Below are 22064 nucleotides of genomic sequence, written 5' to 3' on the forward strand. Positions count from 1 at the left end.
TGCACGCCTCATGCAACTATGTTGCAATAACCTCAAACGTATTCATGAATCTGTCCGTACGCCTTGCCCTACTGCTCGGATTGCTGAGCATGCTGACCGTCAATCCGGTGATCGCCAAAATAAGTGTTTTCGCAAGTATTCCGCCGCAAAAACAACTGATCGAGCGTATTGGCGGCGAGAAAGTCCTGGTGGAGTCACTGGTAGGCGCGAATCGAGATGCCCACACCTTCGAACCGACACCCAGCCAGCTCGCCAAACTCAGCCAAGCAACGCTTTACTTTCATATTGGCATGCCGTTTGAACACAGCCTGCTCAAACGCATTGCAGCAACCAATCCTAAGCTGCGCATGCTTGATCACAAACAGGGCGTCAGCTTGCGCAAGCAGGACCCCGTGCTAGAGCTTGAGACACACCCTGGCCACGCCCATTCTTCCAATGGTGCAGATCCACATATCTGGACCTCTCCGGTGCTGATGAAGAAAATGGCCGCAACGGTACGTGATGCCTTGACCCAGCTGGATGCGGAAAGCGGCCCCTACTACCAACGAAACTATCAAAAGCTGGCTGAAGATCTAGACCAACTGGATCATGAAATTCGCCAGACCCTGCAGCAAGCCAAGGTTGCTCGCTTCATGGTCTTTCACCCTTCCTGGGGATATTTTGCGGAACAATATGGCCTGACCCAGATTGCCATCGAGTACGAGGGCAAAGAGCCTGGTGCCAAAACCGTGGCCCGCATTGTCAACCTCGCCAAGCAGCAGCAGATCCGGGCCATTTTCGTACAGCCACAATTCAGCAGACGGGCTGCCGAGAGCATTGCCCAATCCATCGGCGCGCGAATTTTGATCATGGATGACCTGTCAGAGGATATGATTGGCAATCTTCGGCACATTGCCCACACATTGGCGACACAATCATGACCCCAGCCATCTCCGCTCAGGATGTGTGCTTCCAATATGGCGCCAGCACCGTGCTCGACAAGGTCTGTTTGGATATCCATGAGCGGGACTTCATCGGCATTGTCGGCCCCAATGGTGGCGGCAAGAGCACCTTACTGAAGATGATGCTCGGGCTGCTACAGCCTGACACTGGCACAATCTCCGTGCTTGGCCAAACCCCTGCCAGGGCTGCTCAGCAGATAGGTTATGTGCCGCAATATGCCGGCTTTGCCAGAGACTTTCCCATTACCGTTGAACATGTTGTCTTGCAGGGCCGCCTCAAACCCCAGCGCTGGTTCCAACGTTTCAACGCATCAGACCGGCGTATCGCTGAGCAGGCCATGCAGGAAACCGATGTCTACACGCTACGCAAACGGGCAGTTGATGCGCTGTCTGGCGGGCAACTGCAACGGGTCATGATAGCCCGCGCATTGGCCACCGAGCCCAAACTGCTATTGCTGGATGAGCCCACCGCCAGCATTGATATGCGCGCCGAGAAAAACATCTTCGACCTACTCAAGCAGCTCAATGAACGCTTGACCATCGTTGTGGTGTCGCACGACATCGGATTTATCTCAGATTACGTCAATCGCATTGCCTGCCTCAATCGGGAACTGATCTGCCACGATACAGCCGCCATCGATGCCGCCACCCTTGAGCGCATTTATGGCAAACATGTCCATGCCATCGCCCACCACCATCATTGATCATCATGGCCGGCTTCATTGACGCACTCTTACATCAATCCTTCATGCAATATGCTTTGCTGGGTGGCTTGCTGGCCAGTATCTGCTGTGGCCTGGTCGGCAGCTATGTGGTTGTCAAGCGTATCAGCTATCTGGCTGGGGGCATCTCGCACACCATTCTCGGGGGCATGGGGATAGCCTATTTCTTTGGCAGCCACCCCATCAATGGCGCATTGGTTGCCGCACTGGCCGCCGCACTGCTGATCGGGTGGATCAACCTCCAGCTCAAGCAGCATGAAGACACACTGATCGGAGCGCTCTGGTCGATTGGCATGGCTGTCGGGGTCATCTTTGTGGCCAAAACACCAGGCTACAGCGTTGACCTGATGAGCTATCTGTTTGGCAACATTTTGATGATTTCCCCGCAGGACTTATGGCTGATGGCGGCACTGGATGCCATCGTGATCTTGCTGGTCTGGCTTTTCCGTGAACAGTTTCTGGCTGTCTGCTTTGATGAAGAATTTGCCCGCCTGCGCGGCATACCCGTCACTTTTTACTACCTGTTGCTGCTGTGCATGGTGGCCGTCACAGTGGTCGTACTGATTCAGGTGGTCGGCCTGATCCTGGTGATCGCCCTCCTGACCTTGCCAGCAGCCATTGCCAGCCAATGGGTCCGAACCCTGTCCAAAATCATGCTACTCGCCACCTTACTAGGCGGCCTGTTTACGCTGGGCGGGCTGGCGATCTCTTATGAGCCTGACCTACCGTCTGGCGCAACCATCATCCTACTGGCCGGCCTCAGCTACATCGCAAGCCTGCTTATCAATCAGCTACGCCGCGTCAAGCGCAAAACACCATGATGAAAGCCCGTATCTATCACAATCCACGTTGTTCAAAATCACGCCAGGCAATCGATATATTGACCCAGGCTGGCTGCCAGATCGAAACCATCGAATATCTGGTCACCCCACCTTCCATCGAAGAGCTGGACAACCTACTGACGCTGCTTGGCCTCCCCCCACAAGAGCTGATGCGGCAGGACGAAGCCCCTTATCAAGCACTTGGGCTGGGTGATGCCAGCCTCAGCCGTGAAACATTGATTACAGCCATGGCAGCCAATCCCATCCTGATTCAGCGACCGATCGTTGTGATTGGCAACCAAGCCATCATCGCCCGCCCACCAGAGCGGCTGGCGACGTGGCTGACCAGCATTGATGCCACAGCGGGCGAAAGCTGAGTGGAACGCGGTACCGCCATTCAAACAAAAAGGGGCATCCGCCCCTTTTTGTTTGTCGCTGATAAGCACCTGTCAGCGCAGCTGATCAACAACCGCCAAAAATGCCTGTAGCATGCTAGCGCCCAGCTTTTGGCTACGCTCACCACTCCAGCCATACTCCTCATCGGGCAGATTGGCATTGTCTTTGAAAGGCATCTCCAGCGTGTAGGCCAGACAATTGAAGTGCTGCCCGACGTAATTGGTGGCCAATGTCAGATTCGCCTCACCCGGCTTGTCCCGTTCGTAGCCAAACTGGTCCTGAAAATCCGGATTGGCCAGCGCAAGATGGTGTTTGAATGCATTCTCCAGTGCATTCAGGCGCGTATCGTAATTAGGGTTCCCCTCACAACCCGCGACAAACACATAAGGGAGGGCCTCATCACCGTGCGCATCCAGGAACAGATCCACACCAACCTCATGCATTTTCTGGCGAACCAGGTACACCTCCGGGCTCCGCGCCATGGTGGGCTCCAGCCATTCCCGGTTGAGATTGGCCCCTGCTGCGTTGGTGCGCAAGTTGCCGCGCACCGCGCCATCTGGATTCATACTGGGAACGATATAGAAATTGGCTTTGGCCAATAAGCTGCGCGACGTGGCGTCATCTTCATCCAACAAACGTGTCAACAGGCCCTCGACAAACCACTCTGCCATGGTCTCGCCCGGGTGTTGGCGAGCTGTCACCCAGATCTTCCGTTTGGTCGGGTCTTGATCACCCACGACAATCATTTCCAGATCACGGCCATCAACCGTACTGCCCAGATCCTCGACCTCGCACCAGGGGTTATCTGTCGCCAATCCGATCAAATTGAGATGACGCTCGTGTGAATACGGCTCGAAATAAGCATAGTAGATGCTACCAGCCTGCGGGGTATGCTCGATGACCAACTCCTTGCCATCGAACCGGGTCGGCACCCGGAACCAATGCTGGCGATCATACGATGCCACCGCACGATAACCTTCCCATCCCTTTGGATAGGATGTCTCACCCGCATTCAGAAATCGCATGGTACAAGGCTGATTGGCCGCACCCTGCAGACGGAAATAGAACCATTGCAAAAAGTCCGAGTGGGAATCCTTACGGATTTTCAACTGGATATCTTCTGCACGATCGAGGTTGATCACCTCGACACTTCCTGCATCGAATTGAGTGCTGATTTTCATGTAATAGCGTATCTGGAAGGAATGTCGGCCACACCGACGACTTGGTAATTATCCCGCAAACCTGCCAGAGATGCACCTCGGCTTCTCCACAAAAAAAAGGACGGCCAAGGCCGTCCCAAGGGATCGAGGTAAGACTGCTAAAACAACAACAACGAACTACCAACAACAAACTGCAAGGGCCAGGGGCCTCAGCAGGTTACGCCTGCATGGCGGCGTTTGCACGCGCCACCATCAGCGTCTGGGTACGCCAACATCGCAGGCAAAAGCGACTGGCCGAATTCTGAAAATGCAACTCGCCACATTCAACACAAGGAATCCTCACATCCTTGACTGGCGTTTCCGGTACAACAGGTTCTTGCTTGAACATATATAACCCATCCCTGATACGAGCTTCGCTGAAAGTTCTCATGCGACTTCTGCAGCGCGGAATCAACTCACAAACCACTCAGACAAATGCAGATACGGCTTACTCCGACGGGGTCGCCGGTTTGCACGCTGAGGCAGGTGAGCGCTCAGGTCAAGAGACGGGCCAAGGACGGTGGCGGTTAGTCGTGCCACGGTGACACGCCTGCTAAGCAGGTAGGGCTCCGTCTGTCATGTGCAAACGGATACCTCTTGGATTCATTGTACGGAAATTTAATGGGCGTGCAATAGTCCGGCGCAATTTTCTTGTATTTTTTTATTGCCAATCACAAATATAATGCACAAATATCGTATCAAACCAAATACACAATTGCGAGCGCTTGCTACTACCCTGCCACGCCTATCACCAACGCTCCAAGTATTTGGATTGTTTGAATTAATTCACCGGCCTCACACATGCTTCGACTCGTTGACAGGCCATCTCGGTCTCTTCAACGATACGCTCCATCAGTGCCGCCACAGTCGGCACATCATCAATCAGCCCCTGTATCTGCCCAATCATCTGCACCCCCTGCTCCAGATTGCCTTGCTCCGTGGCCAGCTTGAAACGAGGTGTTGCCGCACCAAAATACGCAATTTGTAACATAGTAGCAGGGCCTTTCAACAATGTCCCCAACAATAGCTTCGGGATTGGCACCTGCATGGACTTGGCGACTGACAACGCTGTAAATAGGGCCTTCAACAGCCCCATTGGTTTCTTCTGCAATGCGTCGGTGCGGGGCGTCTTCATCACCCGGCAAGGTATCCCATCAAATCGGGTGGAATAAAGTGTGTCCGCCACCTGCTTGCCGGTGATGGCGGTCTTGGTATTGGCGTGCAGCGGGCTTTCCTGAGTCATCGCAAATCGCGTTCCCATCGCCACTCCCTCCGCCCCTAGCGCCAACGCAGCCAATAGTCCGCCGCCATTGCCAAAGCCACCCGTTGCGATGATCGGTATCTGAACCAATCGTGCAATGGCGGGCACCAGCACCAGCGAAGTCACTTCCCCGCCGTGGGCTGCGGCTTCATGGCCGGTGACCAACAACGCATCGCAGCCAATCCGCTCTGCAGCTTGAGCATGCTTCTCGGTCACGACGGTTGCAATCACTTTGCCACCATAGGCATGCGCTCGGGTCACGATCCAGTCCCCTTTGCCCAGTGAGAAATTGATGACTGGCACTTGCTCTGCCAAAGCCACTTCCGCATTTTCTTTGGCACCGGGCATCATCAAGGTGCAACCGATGCCGAATGGCTTATTGGTCAACTCACGGATACGCCGAATGGCGCTCCGCGTCTGCTCTGGGCTCAGTGGGCCGGTGGCGAGGATTCCCAGCCCACCGGCTTCACTGACGGCGGCCACCAGCTCAGGCACGGCAATCCAGCTCATTCCTGGGCAGACAATGGGGTGCTCGATGCCAAGCAGCTCGGTCAGACGGGTTTTCATGGCGGGACTCGATGGCTGGGTGATTGATCTGCACAAGTTTAAAACAAGCGTTTGATAGAAACAACCGCCAATAAAAAAGCCGCAGCAGGTTGCGGCTTTTCCGGAAAAGATGGACGAGGCGGGATCAGGCAGTCCCGCCGACAGTCAACCCGCCATCGATGCGCAAGGTGGGCTGCCCCACTCCTACCGGCACGCTTTGCCCTTCCTTGCCACAGGTGCCTACGCCTGGATCGAGCGCCATATCATTGCCGATCATGGTGACACGGTTCAGCACATCCGGGCCATTGCCGATCAAGGTGGCGCCTTTGACTGGATAGGTGATCTTGCCATCTTCGATCATGTAGGCTTCGGCAGCCGAAAACACGAACTTGCCGCTGGTGATGTCCACCTGCCCGCCACCGAAGTTGGCGGCATAGATGCCATGCTTGACCGAGGCGATGATCTCATCGTGCGTTTTGTCGCCCGAGAGCATGTAGGTATTGGTCATGCGAGGCATGGGGATATGCGCATAGCTCTCGCGCCGGCCATTGCCCGTCACTGGCACGCCCATCAAGCGGGCGTTCATCGCATCTTGTAGATAGCCTTTGAGCACACCATTTTCAATCAGTGTCGTGCACTGGGTCGGGTTGCCTTCATCGTCCACATTCAATGAGCCACGACGCTGAAACAGCGTGCCATCATCGACCACGGTCACGCCTGTTGCGGCGACTTTCTCACCGATACGGTCCGAGAACGCGCTGGACCCTTTCCGATTGAAATCACCCTCCAGGCCATGGCCAATTGCCTCATGCAGCAGGATGCCCGGCCAACCCGCTCCCAGCACCACAGTCATCTCGCCCGCCGGGGCTGGGCGCGCAGACAGATTGATCACCGCCTGATGAACCGCCTTGGCTGCGTAGTCACGCAGTACGCCATCATTGAAATAGGCATAGTCGAAACGCCCACCTCCCCCTGCGCTGCCTTGCTCACGGTGGCCGCCCTCCTCGACGATCACCTGGATCGACAAGCGCACCAAGGGGCGGATATCTGCAGCACGGACACCGTCGTGACGGGCGACCATGATGACTTCGTACTCGGCGGCCAGATTGGCAATGACTTGCGTGACGCGAGGATCTTCGGCGCGTGCGTAGCGCTCGATCCGCTCCAGCAGCTCGATCTTATCAGCATCACTCAGGCTGGCGATCGGGTCATGGGGTAGATACAAACCACGGCCTTGATGGCGTTGCACCATGCCGACCTGACGATTGCCACCCTGACGGGCAATGGCCCGCGTGGCGTCTGCAGCCTGTTTCAGGGCAGGCAGACTGATGTCGTCGGAATAGGCAAATGCCGTCTTCTCTCCCGACACAGCCCGGACACCCACGCCCTGATCGATGTTGAAGCTGCCGGACTTGACGATCCCTTCTTCCAGTGTCCACCCCTCTGAACGGCTGTATTGAAAATACAGGTCAGCGTAGTCCACGTCATGCGTCATGATCTCGCTGAATACGCGGTCGAGGGCGTGATCATCCAACGCATAAGGCGCCAACAGCGTATCGCGGGCGGTGTCGAACAAGGTGGATGGATTGGGCTGATAAATCGCGCTTGTAGCTTGTGTCTGCATATGATTTCTCTTCATTCTGACGGTGGGTGCCGACGTACGCTGATACGCCGCACCCAACCGGGTTCGCTTTCTTCGGCGGCTTGCCGCTGCCCTTCCAGCTGAGTTGTTAGGCTCGATTGTAACGCAATCAGCTCAAGACGACCGACCCGCGCACAGATTCCCCACATGGCGAAAACGCAACCCAGATATTGCACCGTGCCAGACAGATGCAATGTGGACGACCACGCAGCCGCGCCGCCCAGCCATTTGGCCACCGGCATCAGGAAGAAGATGGCCAGCCCGAACACCATGCTCAACGAACCTCGCGAGTGCAAATCGACCCGGATCAAGGCCCGGTAGCTGACTATGCCGACCAGGGCGCTCGCGCACCAGAACATTGGGCCGGTTGGCAGCACAGGCTGGACATAACCAGCCACCAGCAGGCCCAATACCACCCACAGCCACCAAGTCCGGACAAGTGAATTGGCCAGGCGTAACTGGCTGACAGTCAGCGACATCGGATCACGCTGTAGCCTGCTCACAATGTGCGGTGGGACAGGGCTGGGAGGCTGCCACGCAGCCGCTGTTGATAGGCAGGATTGATGTTTGCCACCACGATACCCGATCCCCGTGACAGGCGATCCAACACCACCCCCCATGGGTCGATGATCATGCTGTCACCATGTGTCTCCCGCCCATTGCGGTGATAGCCACCTTGCGCAGCGGCAATCACATAGGTCAGGTTTTCGATGGCCCGCGCCCGCAGCAATGTTTCCCAATGGGCCTTGCCGGTTGTTTCGGTGAAGGCTGCCGGCACCACGATCATATCGACCGGATGCATGGCACGATACAACTCGGGGAATCGCAAATCGTAGCATATCGACAGACCGATCCGCCCAAATGGGGTGTCCACCACCACGACATCCTTGCCGGGCTCGATGGTCCGCTCTTCCGAATAGTGCTCGGCGCCCATCTGCAGACCAAACAAGTGGATCTTGTCATAACGGGCCACCTGCTTGCCTTTGTCGTCATAGACCAGACAAGCATTACGCACCTTGTCGGGCTGATCACTGGCCAGCGGCACCGAGCCCCCGATGATCCACATCTTGTGCTTCTTTGCCATTTTCGCCAGAAAACGCTGGATCGGACCTTTGCCCTCTTCTTCACGCGCATCGACCTTATCCGTTTCCTTCATGCCCATGATCGCGAAATACTCGGGCAGCACCGCCAACCTGGCACCTTCCTTGGCAGCCATGTCCAACAACATTTCGGCTTCGGTCAGATTGGCGGATACAGTCGGGCCGGACGCCATCTGGATGGCGGCAACCCGGGCTGCGCCATTCACAGCAGGTTGCGAAATGATCTTTTTGGTCTTGTTTGAGCTATGTGCTTTGGTAGACATGATTTGTTCTCATCATTGCATGCTACGATTGTTCAGGACTGCCTCTGCGGTGGCCGGTCAATCATGGCCAACCGGCGAAATGGCATGACCGATCGCGCCGGCCCAGCCAAGCCCATGGCTGATCCTTCAACAAACCGGCACGTCTGCTTTCAGCATAGTGTGTCATTGTGGGTTTGTGTGCTGGTCAACCCTGAGCCCTACCGGCCCGATGTCAGCGCGTGTGACGCAGCCAGGGAACCAAGTGGTCGATCACTTGGCTTGTCATGCCCCAGCCAACCGTGCTGGCTACCGGTGGTCAACGTGCGCTTTGGGGCTCACGCTTGGGCTTGGGCGGTGCCCCTTTTTCCACCTTGGGATCACGCCAATCACCGCTGATTTGATATTCATAGGCAATCAGCTGCCCGATCGGCTCTTGCATCAGCTTCTGCAACACCAGCGCCCCCACGCCGGCCAAGGGGTTGGCCAGGGCCGCCCAGGCAGCGATGGATACGCCCTCACCTACCTTCGGGACGACTCGCACCGACAGGTTCTGCGTCTCCTTGGCAATATCCACCTCCCCTTTCATATTGATCAAGGCTGCCGGGCTGATGATGACGCCATTGTCTGTCGTCAATATGCCCTTGTTGATCTGCGCTTTGCCTGTGACCGCGTCAAAAGCCAACCCTTCACTGAAGACATCACCGAAATCCAGCGACATCCGCCGTGGCAGCGACTGCAGTGACAGAATCCCCAACAATCGCCCGATGCCGGGGTCGATCTTCTCGAACTGGCCATTTTTCGCATCCAAGGCCAAGTGTCCGGTCAAGGTCGGGTAGGCAGGATCATAGGGGCTGCCCTGCCAGCTCAATTGCCCCTCCAGCTTGGCGGTGCCTTTGCGAACCGTATCGGCATAGCCAAAACGGGCAAGGTATTTACCAACGTCGTCGCTTTCGATCTGGACATTGAATTGCGACACCTCGGGCCGGGCACGGAATGCCCACTGCCCATCTGCCTTCAATGTACCCTCAGGGGATTGCAGCACCAGCTTTTCAAAACGCAGAGAATCCCCGCGTGGCTGGGCTCGCAGCTCGACTTTGCCCAAGGTGTGATCCTTGTAGACCAGGTTATCGATACCGATATCCAGCCAGGGCAATGCGTTGCCCTGCGTATTGGTCAAGCTGTCCGGGCCACGCTCTGCGGCGATCAATGGCAGCTGCAGCCGCTTCAGACGGGCGGTCACCCGACCGCTCTGCTGGCTGTTCCAGCTCACCACGCCTTGTAGCTCCTGGCTGTTCACATTGAACAACCAGGAGCTACCCTCATGCTGGGCACTCAGTTTGACCTCTTTGATAGTCTTGTCGAGGATGGTCAGGCTGCCTGCACGCACATCGGAAATGGTCAAGGATGACAGCTCGCTGCTGCCACCTGGGCCTGCCAACAAGGGCAACCAGCGGTCCGCGTCGAACGCCGATAGCGTACCCGCCACGTTGACGCCATTTTTGATCGCACCCACCACCGGAATGGCGTCGCTCACCCCTCCGGCCTGCTCCACACTGGGGGTCAGGGTCACATTGCCCGCCATGGGCTGGCCTGGGCGCTCCAACATGTCCAGCATCAGTTGTCTATCCACCCGCAGCTGCCAGCGGGTCTGCCCGGCTGAGTCCGCAAGCTGCAGCCGCATGGGGCGCTGCTCACCGGCGGCCTTGGCAAAGGGTGGCGGCAGATCAGCTGCCATCCCTTGCAGGTTGGATTCCACCAACAGATCCGTCCCATTCCTGCGGATCGACAACCCCAGCTGGAACGGCGTCTCACCTTTCAATTGCTTATACAGCGGGCGATTCAGCCAAGCATGCAGGCCCACGCCAGTCACGCGCCCTCGGCCATTGATTCGGACCGTGCCATCTGCCAGCGTATCGGCATTGGCCACAAATCGCCCACCCAGGCCATCGCCCGCCAGGTTGTTGAAGGCAATGCCCCGCTCAGTGAATTGCAGGTTACCGCTCACGTTATCGAGTGTCGGGATGGTTTTGCCAAAATCCAAGCGGTTGCCGGCAAATCGCACCGTGCCATTCACCTTGGTATCGTCCGCATGCTCCAACGGGATGTCCAGCTTCAGCGATAGCTTGGCATTGCCCTGTGCTTTGATCGTGCGGGTGAACCCATCCAGCGACCGATCAACCGGACTGTTGTCCACATAACGCAGCAGATCATCAGCCTTCCCCTCGACTTCGCCATCGATCAGGAGTTGCTCGCCCTTGTCCAGGCTGGGTATATCGCCGGTCACTTTGATGATCCGCGAGCCCATGATGGTGCCGCTCTTGCTTTCGATACGCAGCTTGTCGCCCACGAAAGCCAGCTTGGCGTTCAATTTGTCGATCTGCGGCCACCCGGGCGCAAACTGCAGGTCGATGTCTCGCGTATCGACATCGACACGGAACACGCCCGTATTGGGTTTATCGAAGGGAAAGTGATCCAGCTCGCCTTGCAGCACCATATGCGCACGCTCTGCCGTGCCGCTTTTGAGCGCTGTCTTCAGCCAATCCCGCAAATCCGCAGAAGTCACCAAAGGCAGGTATTGCCACACCACATTGGCTTTGACCCGGCTGAGATCGGCTTTGAGATCGGCTCTGCCCGCCCCTTTTCCGGTGTATTGATACTCACCGCCCAAGTCCAGGTTCAAGTCCCCATTACTGACTTTGAACCGGCGCACCTGTGCCCGCCACTGCGCCTGATCACGCCGCCAATCAATGGCCGCATCCAGCCGACCCAATGCCAAAGGTGCTGCAAATACGCCGGGCATCGACAGGCTGGCATCTTCACCATCCAATGTCACCGTACCACCTTGCTCACTCGCCAACACCGCACCGCTCAGATTGCTGACGCCCGGCAGATCATCCACTGGGGCAAAGCCGACCTGTTCAAACGCACCGCTGAATCGATAACGCTGGGCAGGGGGGGCAGACCACTCGAACCGGACATCCTTCAACCGGCCATGCGGACTGGATTGCAGCAAGGCCTGATTGACCTTGGCCGGCAACGGCAAGGCACCTGCCAGCTCAGCCAATGGCGCCAGATCCAGCGCGGGGGCGTTGAGCTTGGTCAGCTGCCACCCAGTCGCACCGGTATCGGTCAGCTCTACCTGCAATTGTCGTTGGCGAATCGGCGCTGCGGGTTTGCGGTCCAGATCGAAGCGACTGAGCTGCAGATCGTACTGCGCGCCATTCACCGCCAAGGCAAATTCGGTGTCCAATCGCTGCACGATCAAGGGGGCCAGCTGTTGCCCAAACCGTAGGTTGACATCATTCAGCATCAACGCCATCTGCAGCTGCTTGAGCCTACCCTTATCCAGCTGCAGCGTGCCGCTGACGCCGCCCTTACCTTTTTCGATTGTGATCGGGTAGCGAATCCACTGCCGCCAGGCCGCCAGATCGGCATATGACAGATTGAACTGCGTGCGCCCCGACCAGCTCGCGAGATCGGCAACGCGCTTGCCACGCAGATTGCCCTGCAGGCTGAGCTGGGAGGCCAGCTTGGCGGGAGGCGTACCCTGCAGGGTGAAGTGGTGGCGGCCAAATCGGTTGTCGAGCCGGAAATCCACTGCATCGATACTCAGGGGCGGTGCAGCGAACTGGTCATCCAGCCAGCTCACCTTGGCCTGCAGGATCTCGATGGAGGATTGTTCCAGCACCCAATCGGCAAATCCATTGTCCGGCCCGTCACCATTCAGCGGGATACCCGCCAGCGAAATGACTCCTTCCGGGCTGCGCCGGATCACCAATGCCGGTCGATTGATCGACAGGGATGCAAAACGCAACTTGAACAAGACCGGGGACCACCAGGACACAGTCGCTGACACCTGGTCGAAATCCAGTGCCTGACGCCCACTTTTGTCATAGAGGTGGACATCTTTGAACACGATGCGGGGAGATAGACCATCCCAATAGCCTGACAGGTGGCCAATACGCAGCGGCAAGCCAATTTCACTTGCGGCCAGCTTCACCAGATCGGGGCGATATTGATCCAGATTCGGGAACAGCCAGAACTGCAGCGTCGCCCAGATGGACACCCCCAGCACCAGCGTAGCGATGATGATCCGTCGCAGGGCGTGGGCATGCCACAGCAAAGTGCGCGAAGCAATCCTGCGACAGTAACGAAATAACGTGAAAGCCTTATTTGGCGAATGATCAGACATCAACAATCAACGATTTGTCACGGTATGGCACGCACGCCATACCGCAGGCCCCGATGGGCCTTGCCAAAGGCCATCAACACAACCAGGGTAGACCACCCCGGACCCAACGCAGGATGGGCTTGTATCATTGCCCAACCCACCTCTCCATCTATACCATCTATAGCCAGGTTCTGTTGACACCATTCGGCTGAGTATAGCGAGCAAATGACGCCCGCAGTATTGTCCTTACCCACAACCGGTGCTGCATAAGTGACGATACGATATCAGCCGAACCAGGAACCAACGCTGAACAGATGATGATTTCCTGCAGATCATCTTACCCGTCAACGCGATGCCATTCTATCGAAAGCTCTGACAATGCGCGAACATCCCGCCCTTGACCCGCTCGATGCTGCCCTGCAACACAGTCGATATCTGCAACGACTGAATACCGCCACCCCGGACCTGATCACACACGAAGCCGCCGAGGTCATGCACCCTTACGACAAGGGCAGTATGAATGCATTCGTCGCAGCCCAGGGCGAGATCGTTGATGATGGCATGTTGAAACGGGTGTTGCGCACATTGCGCAAACGCGTCATGGCGCGGCTGATCATGCGGGACATCAGCAGGCTTGCCACGCTGGATGAGGTGGTCAAAACCGTGACCAGCCTGGCCGAGATCGGCGTCGAGCAGGCCGCGTGCCACCACGCACGGTGGCTGCAGCCACAATTCGGTGAGCCGATCGGCGATGAGACGGGCACCGCGCAGCAATTGATTGTCATCGGCATGGGCAAGCTGGGTGGTAGCGAGTTGAATGTCTCATCCGATATCGACCTGATCTTCGCCTATCCGGAAGACGGCCACACCAACGGCCCGCGCAAGTTGAGCAATCACGAGTTTTTCACCCGCCTGGGCCGTCTGATCATCGCCACCCTGCACGAGCCGACGGCGGACGGCTTTGTCTTCCGTGTGGATATGCGCCTGCGCCCGTATGGCGATTCCGGCCCGCTGGCCTCCAGCTTTGCGATGCTGGAGGAGTACCTGCACACCCAGGGGCGGGAATGGGAGCGCTATGCATGGCTGAAAGGCCGCGCCTTGACTGGCGATGCAGACGGGCTGTGGACCTTGGTCAAGCCTTTCGTCTACCGCAAGTATCTCGATTACGGCGCCTATGCATCGATGCGCAGCCTGCATGGGCAGATCCGCCGCGAGGTGGCCCGGCGCGACATGGCGGACAACATCAAACTCGGCCCTGGTGGTATACGCGAGATCGAGTTCATTGCTCAGGTGTTTCAATTGATACGCGGGGGCCGTGAACGTGGTCTGCAGATGCGCTCTACCCGCAAAGTGCTGAGCTGGCTGGGCGAACACCGACTGATTCCACCCCATGCCACGCGGGAGCTGCAGGAGGCCTATGCCTTCCTGCGCAATCTGGAGCATCGTCTGCAATATCTGGACGACGCGCAGACCCAGACCTTGCCCAGCCAGCCGGATGATCGTCGGCAGATTGCAAGCAGCATGGGTTACAGCGATGTAGAGTCATTTGAAAAGGCGCTGCAATGGCATCGCAGCCGAGTGACCAATCATTTCGAGCATGTCTTCACCGCACCACAGCAGGAGGGCGAGCACCCCTTGGATGACCTGTGGCAAGACGATGAATACTCCGAGCAACACACGGCCAAGCTGGCGGAGCTGGGGTATCAGGAGCCGGACACCATCAAGCAGCTGCTGTCTCAGATGAAGTCATCCACCCGCTACCGGCAGATGCCGGAAAGCAGTCGCCGCCGGTTGGATGCACTGCTGCCACCGATGATCGAAGTGGCTGCTGGCATGCCCAACCCAGACGGCACATTGACCCGCCTGATCAGGCTGCTGGACGCCATCTTGCGGCGTGAGTCTTATCTCGCTTTGCTGAGCGAGCACCCGCAGACCTTGAAACGGCTGGCCAATCTATACAGCGCCAGCCCCTGGGTATCTGATTACCTGACCCGCCACCCGATCCTGCTGGACGAGCTGCTGGATGCCCGCTTGTTGTATGCAGCGCCGGATTGGGCGCAGACCCGGGCGCGGCTCGCCGCCGAGCTGGATGCCGCCACAGGCGATGCCGAGCAGCAGATGGATCTGCTTCGCCACTGCCAACACACGCAGCTGTTCCGACTGGTGGCGCAGGATCTGGCCGGACTGCTACCGTTGGAGACACTGTCGGATCACCTCTCCGACCTGGCCGATATGATTCTGGCGGAGGTGGTGCGCTGCTGCTGGCAGGCGCTGCCAGGCAAACACCGCGACAATCCGCTGTTTGCCATCATCGGCTATGGCAAGCTGGGGGGGAAGGAGCTGGGCTATGCATCCGACCTCGATCTGATCTTTCTATACGAGGACGATCACGACAACGCCGGAGAGAATTACGCCAAGCTGGCACGTCGCATCGGCACCTGGCTCAGCACCGCCACCCCGGCTGGCACATTGTATGAGATCGACTTGCGGCTACGCCCCAATGGCGAGAGTGGGCTGATGGTCACCACCATCGAAGGATTCGCCGCTTATCAGCATCAGCACGCCTGGGTATGGGAGCACCAAGCCCTGACCCGCGCACGTTTTTGTGCAGGCGAGCCCAGCATCGGCGCCCAATTCGAGCAGATCCGCCAACAGGTGCTGATGAAGCAACGTGACCTGAACCAATTGCGCCAGGAGGTGTATGCAATGCGCCACAAAATGCTGGAAAACCGCTTGGGCAGCCGCGAAGGCTTTGATCTCAAGCATGGGCGTGGCGGCATCATCGATGTGGAGTTCATTGTGCAATATCTGGTGCTTGCGCACGCGGCCCACCACCCCAAGCTGACCGGCAACAAAGGCAATCTCGCCCTACTCGGCTTCGCCGCTGAAGCGGGGCTGCTCAGTGCTGCGGATGCACAGGCCGCGCAGCAGGCCTACCGCGAGTATCGACGGCTGCAGCATGCGCAGCGCCTGGATGGCCGCAAGCGCTACATCGTCGATGAAATCGCGATCACCCCACACATTCAGACTGTGATGACGATCTGGCGGCAGGTGTTTGGCCAGGATTGACCAAGGCGGCGACGTGCCGCTGTCAACCCCGGCCAAGGCTGAGTCTTTACAACAATTTACCTGGGTTCATGATCCCCTTTGGATCAAACACCTGCTTGATACCCCGCATCAAGGCGATTTCCGCCGCCGTGCGGGTGTAACCCAGATAGGGTTGTTTGGTCAGCCCCACCCCATGCTCAGCGGAAATGCTGCCCTGATGCTGGCGGACCAGGTCGAACACCCATTGATTGACCTGCTGGCAACGGCTGACAAAATCAGCCATCGCCAACTCATCCGGCTTCAATACATTGATATGCAGGTTGCCATCACCGATATGGCCAAACCAGACCACTTCGAAATCCGGATACTCGCGTGCCAACACCGCATCCAGCGCCTGCATGAACGGCGGCACATTGGCAATGGTGATGGCAATGTCGTTTTTGTAAGGTTTCTTCGGGGCGATCGACTCGCTGATGTCTTCACGCAACCGCCACAGGGCCTGCGCCTGTGCATCGGACTGACTGATTACGCCATCCACGACCCAACCCTGTTCGACTGCTTTTTCAAACAGCTGCAAAGCCAGCTCCTGCTCGGTTACACCCTGATTTTCGAACTCCAGCAACACATAATAGGGACTTTCGCTCTCAAAGGGGCGCTGCACATGGCCTCTGGTCAATACATGCTTCAAGGCCTTTTCAGAGAAGAACTCAAATGCAGTCAAATCCAGCTGGTGTCGGCAGGTGTTGAATACCTGCATGATGCCCTGCAGCTCTGGCACCGCCAATACCATGACAGACAGCGCCTTGGGAGCACGGGTCAATTTGATGGTAGCCTCGACGATCAAGCCCAGCGTGCCTTCCGAGCCGATGAACAGGTGGCGCAGGTCATAGCCGGTGGCATTTTTGATCAGGCCATTGTTCAACGACAGGATTTCGCCCGTACCCGTAACCACTTTGAGCCCGACCACCCAATCACGGAACAGGCCATAACGAACCACCTTGATGCCCCCGGCGTTGGTTGCAATATTCCCGCCCACCCGGCTGGAGCCCCGCGACGCGAAATCGACCGGAAAGTACAGCCCCTGCTCTTGGGCGAATTGCTGCAGCCGCTCGGTGATCACTCCCGCTTCGCAAACGACAGTACGGTCGATCGGATTGAAGTCCCGCAAGGCTTCCATGCGATCAAACGACACCACCACCTCGCCCTGGCTGGCCACCGCACCGCCAGACAGGCCGGTGCGTCCGCCAGAGGGCACCAATGCGATCTGATGCTGATTGGCCAGCCGCACCAACGCCTGGACTTCCTCGATACATTTGGGAAAGACGACCGCACTGGGTGCAGGTTGGTAGATACGCGTCCAGTCCAGGCCATAGTGCGCCAGGGTGTCGGCATCGGTGCGCACGCGTTGATCGGTAAACAGCAGCTCAAGGGCGGGAATCAGCGAAAAACTCATGGTGTTGTCGTCTATCGTGTTTGTGATCGGGAACAGCGGCGACATGATATCCCAACACGCCCATCCGGTTTTGCCACCGAACCGCGATGCGGTTCAGTATGACGCGATATCGACACGACAAGTACCCGCACTCGGGGCGGGCAAGTGAGCTGATCCGGCAGCCGCCGCCATCTCGCATGGTATTGCAGGATAGTCCTTGAGCGCTCAGTCAGATTGGGTTGCCAAACACCCGGTTGCGGCCATTCTTCTTGGCGGAATACAGCGCTTGATCTGCACCATACATCAAAAAACCTTCCGCCGTGGCCTCGCTAGGTACCGTCGCGGCCACGCCCAGGCTCAGTGTGACATGATCGGCCACACTGGAGCTGGCATGGGGAATCCGCAACGCGCTGATCGCTTTCAGCATGCCCTCTGCGATGAAGATGCCGCCCGCCAGCGTGGTATTGGGCAGCAGGATGACAAACTCTTCGCCGCCATACCGGGCGAGCAGATCACCCGGGCGATGCAGCTGGCCTTGTAACGCTGTCGCGATTTTCCGCAGGCACTCGTCGCCCGCCTGGTGTCCATAGTAATCGTTGTACAGCTTGAAGAAATCGACATCAGCAAAGATCAGCGCCATGGGCTCCCGATGGCGGATCGCCCGACGCCACTCATGGGCCAGGTAGTCATCAAAATAGCGCCGATTGGCAATACCGGTCATGCCGTCCTGATTGGCTTGGCGTAAGAGCTCCGTATTGGCCTGACGCAGCTGCTGGTTCACATTTTCGGTCTCGCGCCGAGAGGCCTCCAGCTGTTCCAGAGCCCGCTTGAGCTGATCTTCCGCCACCTTCCGGCCAGTGATGTTGCGACCGATATAGGCCGCACCACACACCTCGCCAGCTTCATCGCGAATCGGGCAATAATTGACCTCGAAATATTCATCCCCTTTGCCGGGGGCTTTCCAGGACTGGGTATCGGCAAAGGTTTCGCCAGTCAGCGCCCGACGCCAGTTGGTGAAGGCGCGGGCCATGGCCTCGGGCTGATCGACCAGACTGGCCAACAGATTCATTCCCAACGACACTGGCAGCCCATAATTGAATTCAAACACCTGCCTGAAGGCCGTGTTGTAAGCGATCAACCGGCACTCTCGGTCCAACGCTGCGATCAAGTCATTGGTGCCTTCGATGATGCCGAACAACCGCATATGCAACAGCCGCAGCGCCGCGACCGACTCCCGGAATTCCTTTTCCATCTGTTTGCGCAGCGAGATATCTCGTAGCGATACCAGCAATAGATTCCGACCGTCATGGCGTATGGCGCTGAACAAGGCCTCGGCTTGCAAGACCGTGCCCACATGGGTGGTGCGCGACACCTCCAGCATCACCGCCTCACCACGGCTTACCCGCCGGTAGATATCCTCCAGCCCGACCGCACTCAGATCCTTGCCAGGTGCGCCGATCAATTGATCGAACTGATTCCCCACCAGCCAACCACGGTTGGTGCCCATATGCTCGCAAGCGTGTTGATTGACATCGACGATGCGCCCACTGTTGTCCACCAGAAAGAACTCATCACGAGCCAGATCAAACAGAGTCCGCAGGCGTTCAGATTCGCGTAGGGCATCCTCAGCCATGCGACGGCTGGTGATGTCACGCGTCACCAGCACGAAGCCACGCTCCAGCTCGGCCTCACGCTCAAAAGCCCGCCCGAAGATCTCGACCCACAGGTAATCGCCGTTATGGCACAACAGGCGACACTGCAAGGTCGCGCCTTCTGGGTGGGCGACCAGCCCGGCCAGGGTCTGTAAGGCAATGGCATGATCGTCCGGATGGATCAGATCCTGTGGCAATTTGCCCAGCAGCTCTGATTGATGAAAGCCCAGCATGGCGTAACAAGCGGGTGAGACATATTCGATCCGACCATCCTCTGCATGCTCGGAGATCACATCCCTGGCCTGCTCGGTCAGCACACGGAACTGCCGCTCGCTATGCATCAATGCCTGTCGCTCGGCCAGCTGGCTGGTCTCATCACGGATGAGCACCCACCTCAGCTCGTCCTGCCCAGGCACTTCACTCACGGAAAATCGGACGCGCCGCCGCTGCCCTGATGAGGTCAGCAACTCGCCCAGCAAAGTTGCCTCGGTGGCGGCACCCAGCAACCGCAGGGTTTCAGGGGAGCAGAAATCACGGATGGCGCGATCCGACAAGATGGCAGGATCATCAAACCCAAGCAGACCAGCCAGCGAGGCGTTGACATACCGGATATGCCCCGCGCGATCCAGCACCATGACCGCTTCGCACGACGCGTCGAACCACACAGGCCATTTTGCACGCTCGCGAGCCTGCTTGCGCCGCCACCAACCGATCACCTTGCGCTCCCCTCCCGTAGATACCACCAACCCGGCCCACCCTTGGCCGGTCGTATGGCCCATCTGATCTTGTTTTATTCTGACCCTGTCGATATCGTGCTGAGGCGGGCAACGCAGCCATGTCCACAGAATCTAGATGTGGTATAGCACGTACACCACACACCGCGCCATGCGCTTCACCGCATAAGCAAAACGATTCCACAATGCTACACTAACCAGCCTCACACTCGGCATCCAACTGATTGAACACCTGCCATCGAACATGTCGAAAGCCGCTCCAGGACGGCGCAGCAACGTGGATTATGCCATCGCACTATAGGAAATAGAATGTTTTGGATCAGAAAAACAGCAGGTTTACCCAGAATGGTCTTATCATGCGCCGCCCTGCTGACTTGCGCGCAAGCATATGCCCAAGCTGATCACACCACCGATGCCAGCGGGTTATGGTGGGTTGGTGGCATCGCCTTGCTGATGATATTAGGCCCATTGATCACATTGAAGATGACCAGCCGCCAGCCCCCACCCACCAGACGTGACTCATCGACCACCACCAACCCGAGAGATGGCCACCACCCACCACCCTGAGCCGCTGCCGGCAACGCACCAGACAGCCACCCAGCACCAAACGCCACTCCATTCTCCCCTCCCCCCCCACTACAAACCGATGCATCAGGTGCGCAACAAAGCCTGCATTTTCTGAAATTTTTCTTCTTTATCCTATTGTTGACCCAGATATATCGAACAGGCGACGAATTGCGAGCGGATTTGCAGCTTATTCATTGAATACAATGTAAATATACAGGCCATCCGAATGCAATCAGCCATCAAATCCACTAGGCCAACACCTGACACCCGTAGCAAAGCTACATGCCATGTAGAAATCAGCGGCCAGATCATGCGCCCAGCATGTCGCAGCGCAGCATCACACTTGCTTGACAGCCTTGACACTTCTCACGAAAACTACCGCAAACGATTGCGCAAACGTTTGCGCATGCATATTTACAAAAATACACTGGTAAACCCTTATCAGTTTGTCGTTTGCAACTGCACATCGGCGCACTCGATTCAGCTGTGTCAATGCGTCGATCCCCAATAAACCCGCCGTCCCTAGGAGATTTGGATGACCACCCGCCGTCACACCCTGAAGCTGCTCGCACTGGCCGTCGCCGTCGGTGCCTTACCATTCCAGCATGCCAGCGCCGCCGGCAATGCCAAGCCTAAAGTCGCACTGGTCATGAAGTCATTGGCCAATGAATTCTTCCGCACCATGGAAGATGGCGCCAAGGCGCACCAGAAGCAGAATGCAGCAAAGTATGACCTGGTCGCCAACGGCATCAAGGACGAAACCGACACCGCAGGGCAGATCAAGATCGTTGAACAGATGATTGCGCAGCGCGTGGACGCTATCGTGATCGCCCCAGCGGACTCGAAGGCGCTGGTACCCGCCATGAAAAATGCCATCGACAAGGGCATTCTGGTGGTGAACATCGACAACCGTTTCGATGGGGCTGCTCTGAAAGAGAAGAACATCAGCGTGCCCTTTGTCGGCCCGGATAACCGCGCTGGCGCGAAACTGGTGGGCGACCACTTGGCCAAGCAATTGAAGAGTGGCGACAAAGTCGGCGTCATCGAAGGTGTTTCGACCACGTTCAATGCACAACAGCGCACGCTGGGCTTCCAGGATGCGATGAAAGCTGCCGGGGTGCAGGTGGTCTCGGTGCAGTCTGGCCAATGGGAAATCGAGAAGGGCAATACGGTCGCCGCTGCCATGCTGCGCGAGTACCCTGATCTGAAGGCCCTGCTGTGCGGCAACGACAACATGGCACTGGGTGCGGTGGCGGCGGTCAAATCAGCTGGCAAGACCGACAAGGTCAAGATCGTCGGCTACGACAACATCTCTGCCGTCAAGCCGATGCTGGCCAATGGCCGCATCGTGGCCACTGCGGATCAATACGCGGCCAAGCAGGCGGTGTTCGGCATCGAGACTGCGCTCAAGGCCCTGGCAGACAAAACACCTCAGCAGTCATTGCCGGCATCGGTTCAAACAGCTGTCGATCTGGTCACCAAGTAATGATCGGATCGATCGGTGCTTGATGGATGATCAAGCAGTCAGGCAGGTGGCATTGCTACCTGCCTGATCGTTTTACTCCGCGCCGGGCGCGGAATATGTCTTCA

Annotated in this window: 15 protein-coding genes; 6 read left to right on the forward strand and 9 right to left on the reverse strand. The window is 57.5% G+C overall.

The window, feature by feature from the left end; genetic code table 11:
- Positions 1-44 precede the first annotated feature (44 nt).
- Genes HNQ59_RS09545 through arsC form a run of 4 tightly spaced genes read left to right on the forward strand, consistent with a single transcriptional unit; the run spans position 45 to position 2861 of the window.
- Positions 45-920, forward strand: a complete 876-nt coding sequence (locus HNQ59_RS09545; RefSeq protein ID WP_184038290.1) for a metal ABC transporter solute-binding protein, Zn/Mn family — start codon at positions 45-47, stop codon at positions 918-920.
- Positions 917-1645 (forward strand): metal ABC transporter ATP-binding protein, encoded by a 729-nt coding sequence (locus tag HNQ59_RS09550; protein ID WP_184038293.1) that lies wholly within the window; start codon positions 917-919, stop codon positions 1643-1645. Before HNQ59_RS09545 ends, HNQ59_RS09550 begins: the two co-directional genes overlap by 4 nt.
- A 5-nt stretch (positions 1646-1650) precedes the next feature.
- Positions 1651-2484, forward strand: coding sequence for a metal ABC transporter permease (locus HNQ59_RS09555; protein WP_184038296.1), 834 nt, complete (start codon positions 1651-1653; stop codon positions 2482-2484).
- Positions 2481-2861 (forward strand): arsenate reductase (glutaredoxin), encoded by a 381-nt coding sequence (gene arsC / locus HNQ59_RS09560; RefSeq protein WP_184038299.1) that lies wholly within the window; start codon positions 2481-2483, stop codon positions 2859-2861. Before HNQ59_RS09555 ends, arsC begins: the two co-directional genes overlap by 4 nt.
- 72 nt (positions 2862-2933) lie before the next feature.
- Here arsC and HNQ59_RS09565 read toward each other — a convergent pair whose 3' ends face one another.
- The 6 genes from HNQ59_RS09565 to HNQ59_RS09590 form a co-directional block, all read right to left on the reverse strand.
- The gene (locus HNQ59_RS09565) at positions 2934-4061 is read right to left on the reverse strand and encodes a M14 family metallopeptidase (protein WP_184038302.1); all 1128 of its coding nucleotides are present in this window, start codon (positions 4059-4061) and stop codon (positions 2934-2936) included.
- Positions 4062-4860: 799 nt separating this feature from the next.
- Positions 4861-6051 (reverse strand): NAD(P)H-dependent flavin oxidoreductase, encoded by a 1191-nt coding sequence (locus HNQ59_RS09570; protein WP_343074231.1) that lies wholly within the window; start codon positions 6049-6051, stop codon positions 4861-4863.
- Positions 6032-7510 (reverse strand): metalloprotease TldD, encoded by a 1479-nt coding sequence (tldD, locus tag HNQ59_RS09575; RefSeq protein ID WP_184038307.1) that lies wholly within the window; start codon positions 7508-7510, stop codon positions 6032-6034. Before tldD ends, HNQ59_RS09570 begins: the two co-directional genes overlap by 20 nt.
- 11 nt (positions 7511-7521) lie before the next feature.
- Complete coding sequence (locus HNQ59_RS09580; RefSeq protein WP_184038310.1) at positions 7522-8007, reverse strand: hypothetical protein; 486 nt, start codon at positions 8005-8007, stop codon at positions 7522-7524.
- Positions 8008-8027: 20 nt separating this feature from the next.
- A complete protein-coding gene (locus tag HNQ59_RS09585) occupies positions 8028-8891 on the reverse strand; it encodes a carbon-nitrogen hydrolase family protein (protein ID WP_184038312.1) in 864 nt (287 codons plus the stop codon).
- Between the two features lie 295 nt (positions 8892-9186).
- Positions 9187-13062, reverse strand: coding sequence for a YhdP family protein (locus tag HNQ59_RS09590; RefSeq protein ID WP_184038315.1), 3876 nt, complete (start codon positions 13060-13062; stop codon positions 9187-9189).
- Positions 13063-13419: 357 nt separating this feature from the next.
- Between HNQ59_RS09590 and glnE the strand changes: the two genes are divergently transcribed.
- Positions 13420-16110, forward strand: coding sequence for a bifunctional [glutamate--ammonia ligase]-adenylyl-L-tyrosine phosphorylase/[glutamate--ammonia-ligase] adenylyltransferase (gene glnE / locus HNQ59_RS09595; RefSeq protein WP_184038318.1), 2691 nt, complete (start codon positions 13420-13422; stop codon positions 16108-16110).
- A 46-nt stretch (positions 16111-16156) separates the two neighbouring features.
- On the opposite strand, the gene HNQ59_RS09600 is transcribed toward glnE, so the two are convergent.
- From HNQ59_RS09600 to HNQ59_RS09610, 3 genes are all read right to left on the reverse strand, one after another.
- On the reverse strand, positions 16157-17542 hold the full coding sequence (locus HNQ59_RS09600) for an FAD-binding oxidoreductase (RefSeq protein WP_184038321.1): 1386 nt from the start codon (positions 17540-17542) through the stop codon (positions 16157-16159).
- A gap of 208 nt (positions 17543-17750) precedes the next feature.
- Positions 17751-19952 carry a diguanylate cyclase domain-containing protein gene (locus HNQ59_RS09605; protein ID WP_184038324.1) on the reverse strand — a complete coding sequence of 734 codons (2202 nt, stop codon included), beginning with the start codon at positions 19950-19952 and terminating at the stop codon, positions 17751-17753.
- Positions 19953-20308: 356 nt separating this feature from the next.
- Entirely contained in the window at positions 20309-20521 is a 213-nt protein-coding gene (locus HNQ59_RS09610) for a hypothetical protein (RefSeq protein WP_184038327.1), read from the reverse strand.
- A 488-nt stretch (positions 20522-21009) separates the two neighbouring features.
- Here HNQ59_RS09610 and HNQ59_RS09615 point away from each other — a divergent pair, with 488 nt between their 5' ends.
- On the forward strand, positions 21010-21960 hold the full coding sequence (locus HNQ59_RS09615; protein WP_184038330.1) for a sugar ABC transporter substrate-binding protein: 951 nt from the start codon (positions 21010-21012) through the stop codon (positions 21958-21960).
- Positions 21961-22064 lie beyond the last annotated feature (104 nt).

The organism is Chitinivorax tropicus, assembly GCF_014202905.1.
Taxonomy (GTDB): domain Bacteria; phylum Pseudomonadota; class Gammaproteobacteria; order Burkholderiales; family SCOH01; genus Chitinivorax; species Chitinivorax tropicus.

Bases quoted from the DNA above. Each gene is read 5' to 3' on its own strand.
- arsC (WP_184038299.1), top strand. From the start codon at position 2,481: ATGATGAAAGCCCGTATCTATCACAATCCACGTTGTTCAAAATCACGC.
- HNQ59_RS09585 (WP_184038312.1), bottom strand. From the start codon at position 8,891: ATGTCTACCAAAGCACATAGCTCAAACAAGACCAAAAAGATCATTTCG.
- tldD (WP_184038307.1), bottom strand. From the start codon at position 7,510: ATGCAGACACAAGCTACAAGCGCGATTTATCAGCCCAATCCATCCACC.
- HNQ59_RS09545 (WP_184038290.1), top strand. From the start codon at position 45: ATGAATCTGTCCGTACGCCTTGCCCTACTGCTCGGATTGCTGAGCATG.
- HNQ59_RS09550 (WP_184038293.1), top strand. From the start codon at position 917: ATGACCCCAGCCATCTCCGCTCAGGATGTGTGCTTCCAATATGGCGCC.
- HNQ59_RS09580 (WP_184038310.1), bottom strand. From the start codon at position 8,007: ATGTCGCTGACTGTCAGCCAGTTACGCCTGGCCAATTCACTTGTCCGG.
- HNQ59_RS09555 (WP_184038296.1), top strand. From the start codon at position 1,651: ATGGCCGGCTTCATTGACGCACTCTTACATCAATCCTTCATGCAATAT.
- HNQ59_RS09605 (WP_184038324.1), bottom strand. From the start codon at position 19,952: ATGGGCCATACGACCGGCCAAGGGTGGGCCGGGTTGGTGGTATCTACG.
- glnE (WP_184038318.1), top strand. From the start codon at position 13,420: ATGCGCGAACATCCCGCCCTTGACCCGCTCGATGCTGCCCTGCAACAC.
- HNQ59_RS09615 (WP_184038330.1), top strand. From the start codon at position 21,010: ATGACCACCCGCCGTCACACCCTGAAGCTGCTCGCACTGGCCGTCGCC.
- HNQ59_RS09565 (WP_184038302.1), bottom strand. From the start codon at position 4,061: ATGAAAATCAGCACTCAATTCGATGCAGGAAGTGTCGAGGTGATCAAC.
- HNQ59_RS09590 (WP_184038315.1), bottom strand. From the start codon at position 13,062: ATGTCTGATCATTCGCCAAATAAGGCTTTCACGTTATTTCGTTACTGT.
- HNQ59_RS09600 (WP_184038321.1), bottom strand. From the start codon at position 17,542: ATGAGTTTTTCGCTGATTCCCGCCCTTGAGCTGCTGTTTACCGATCAA.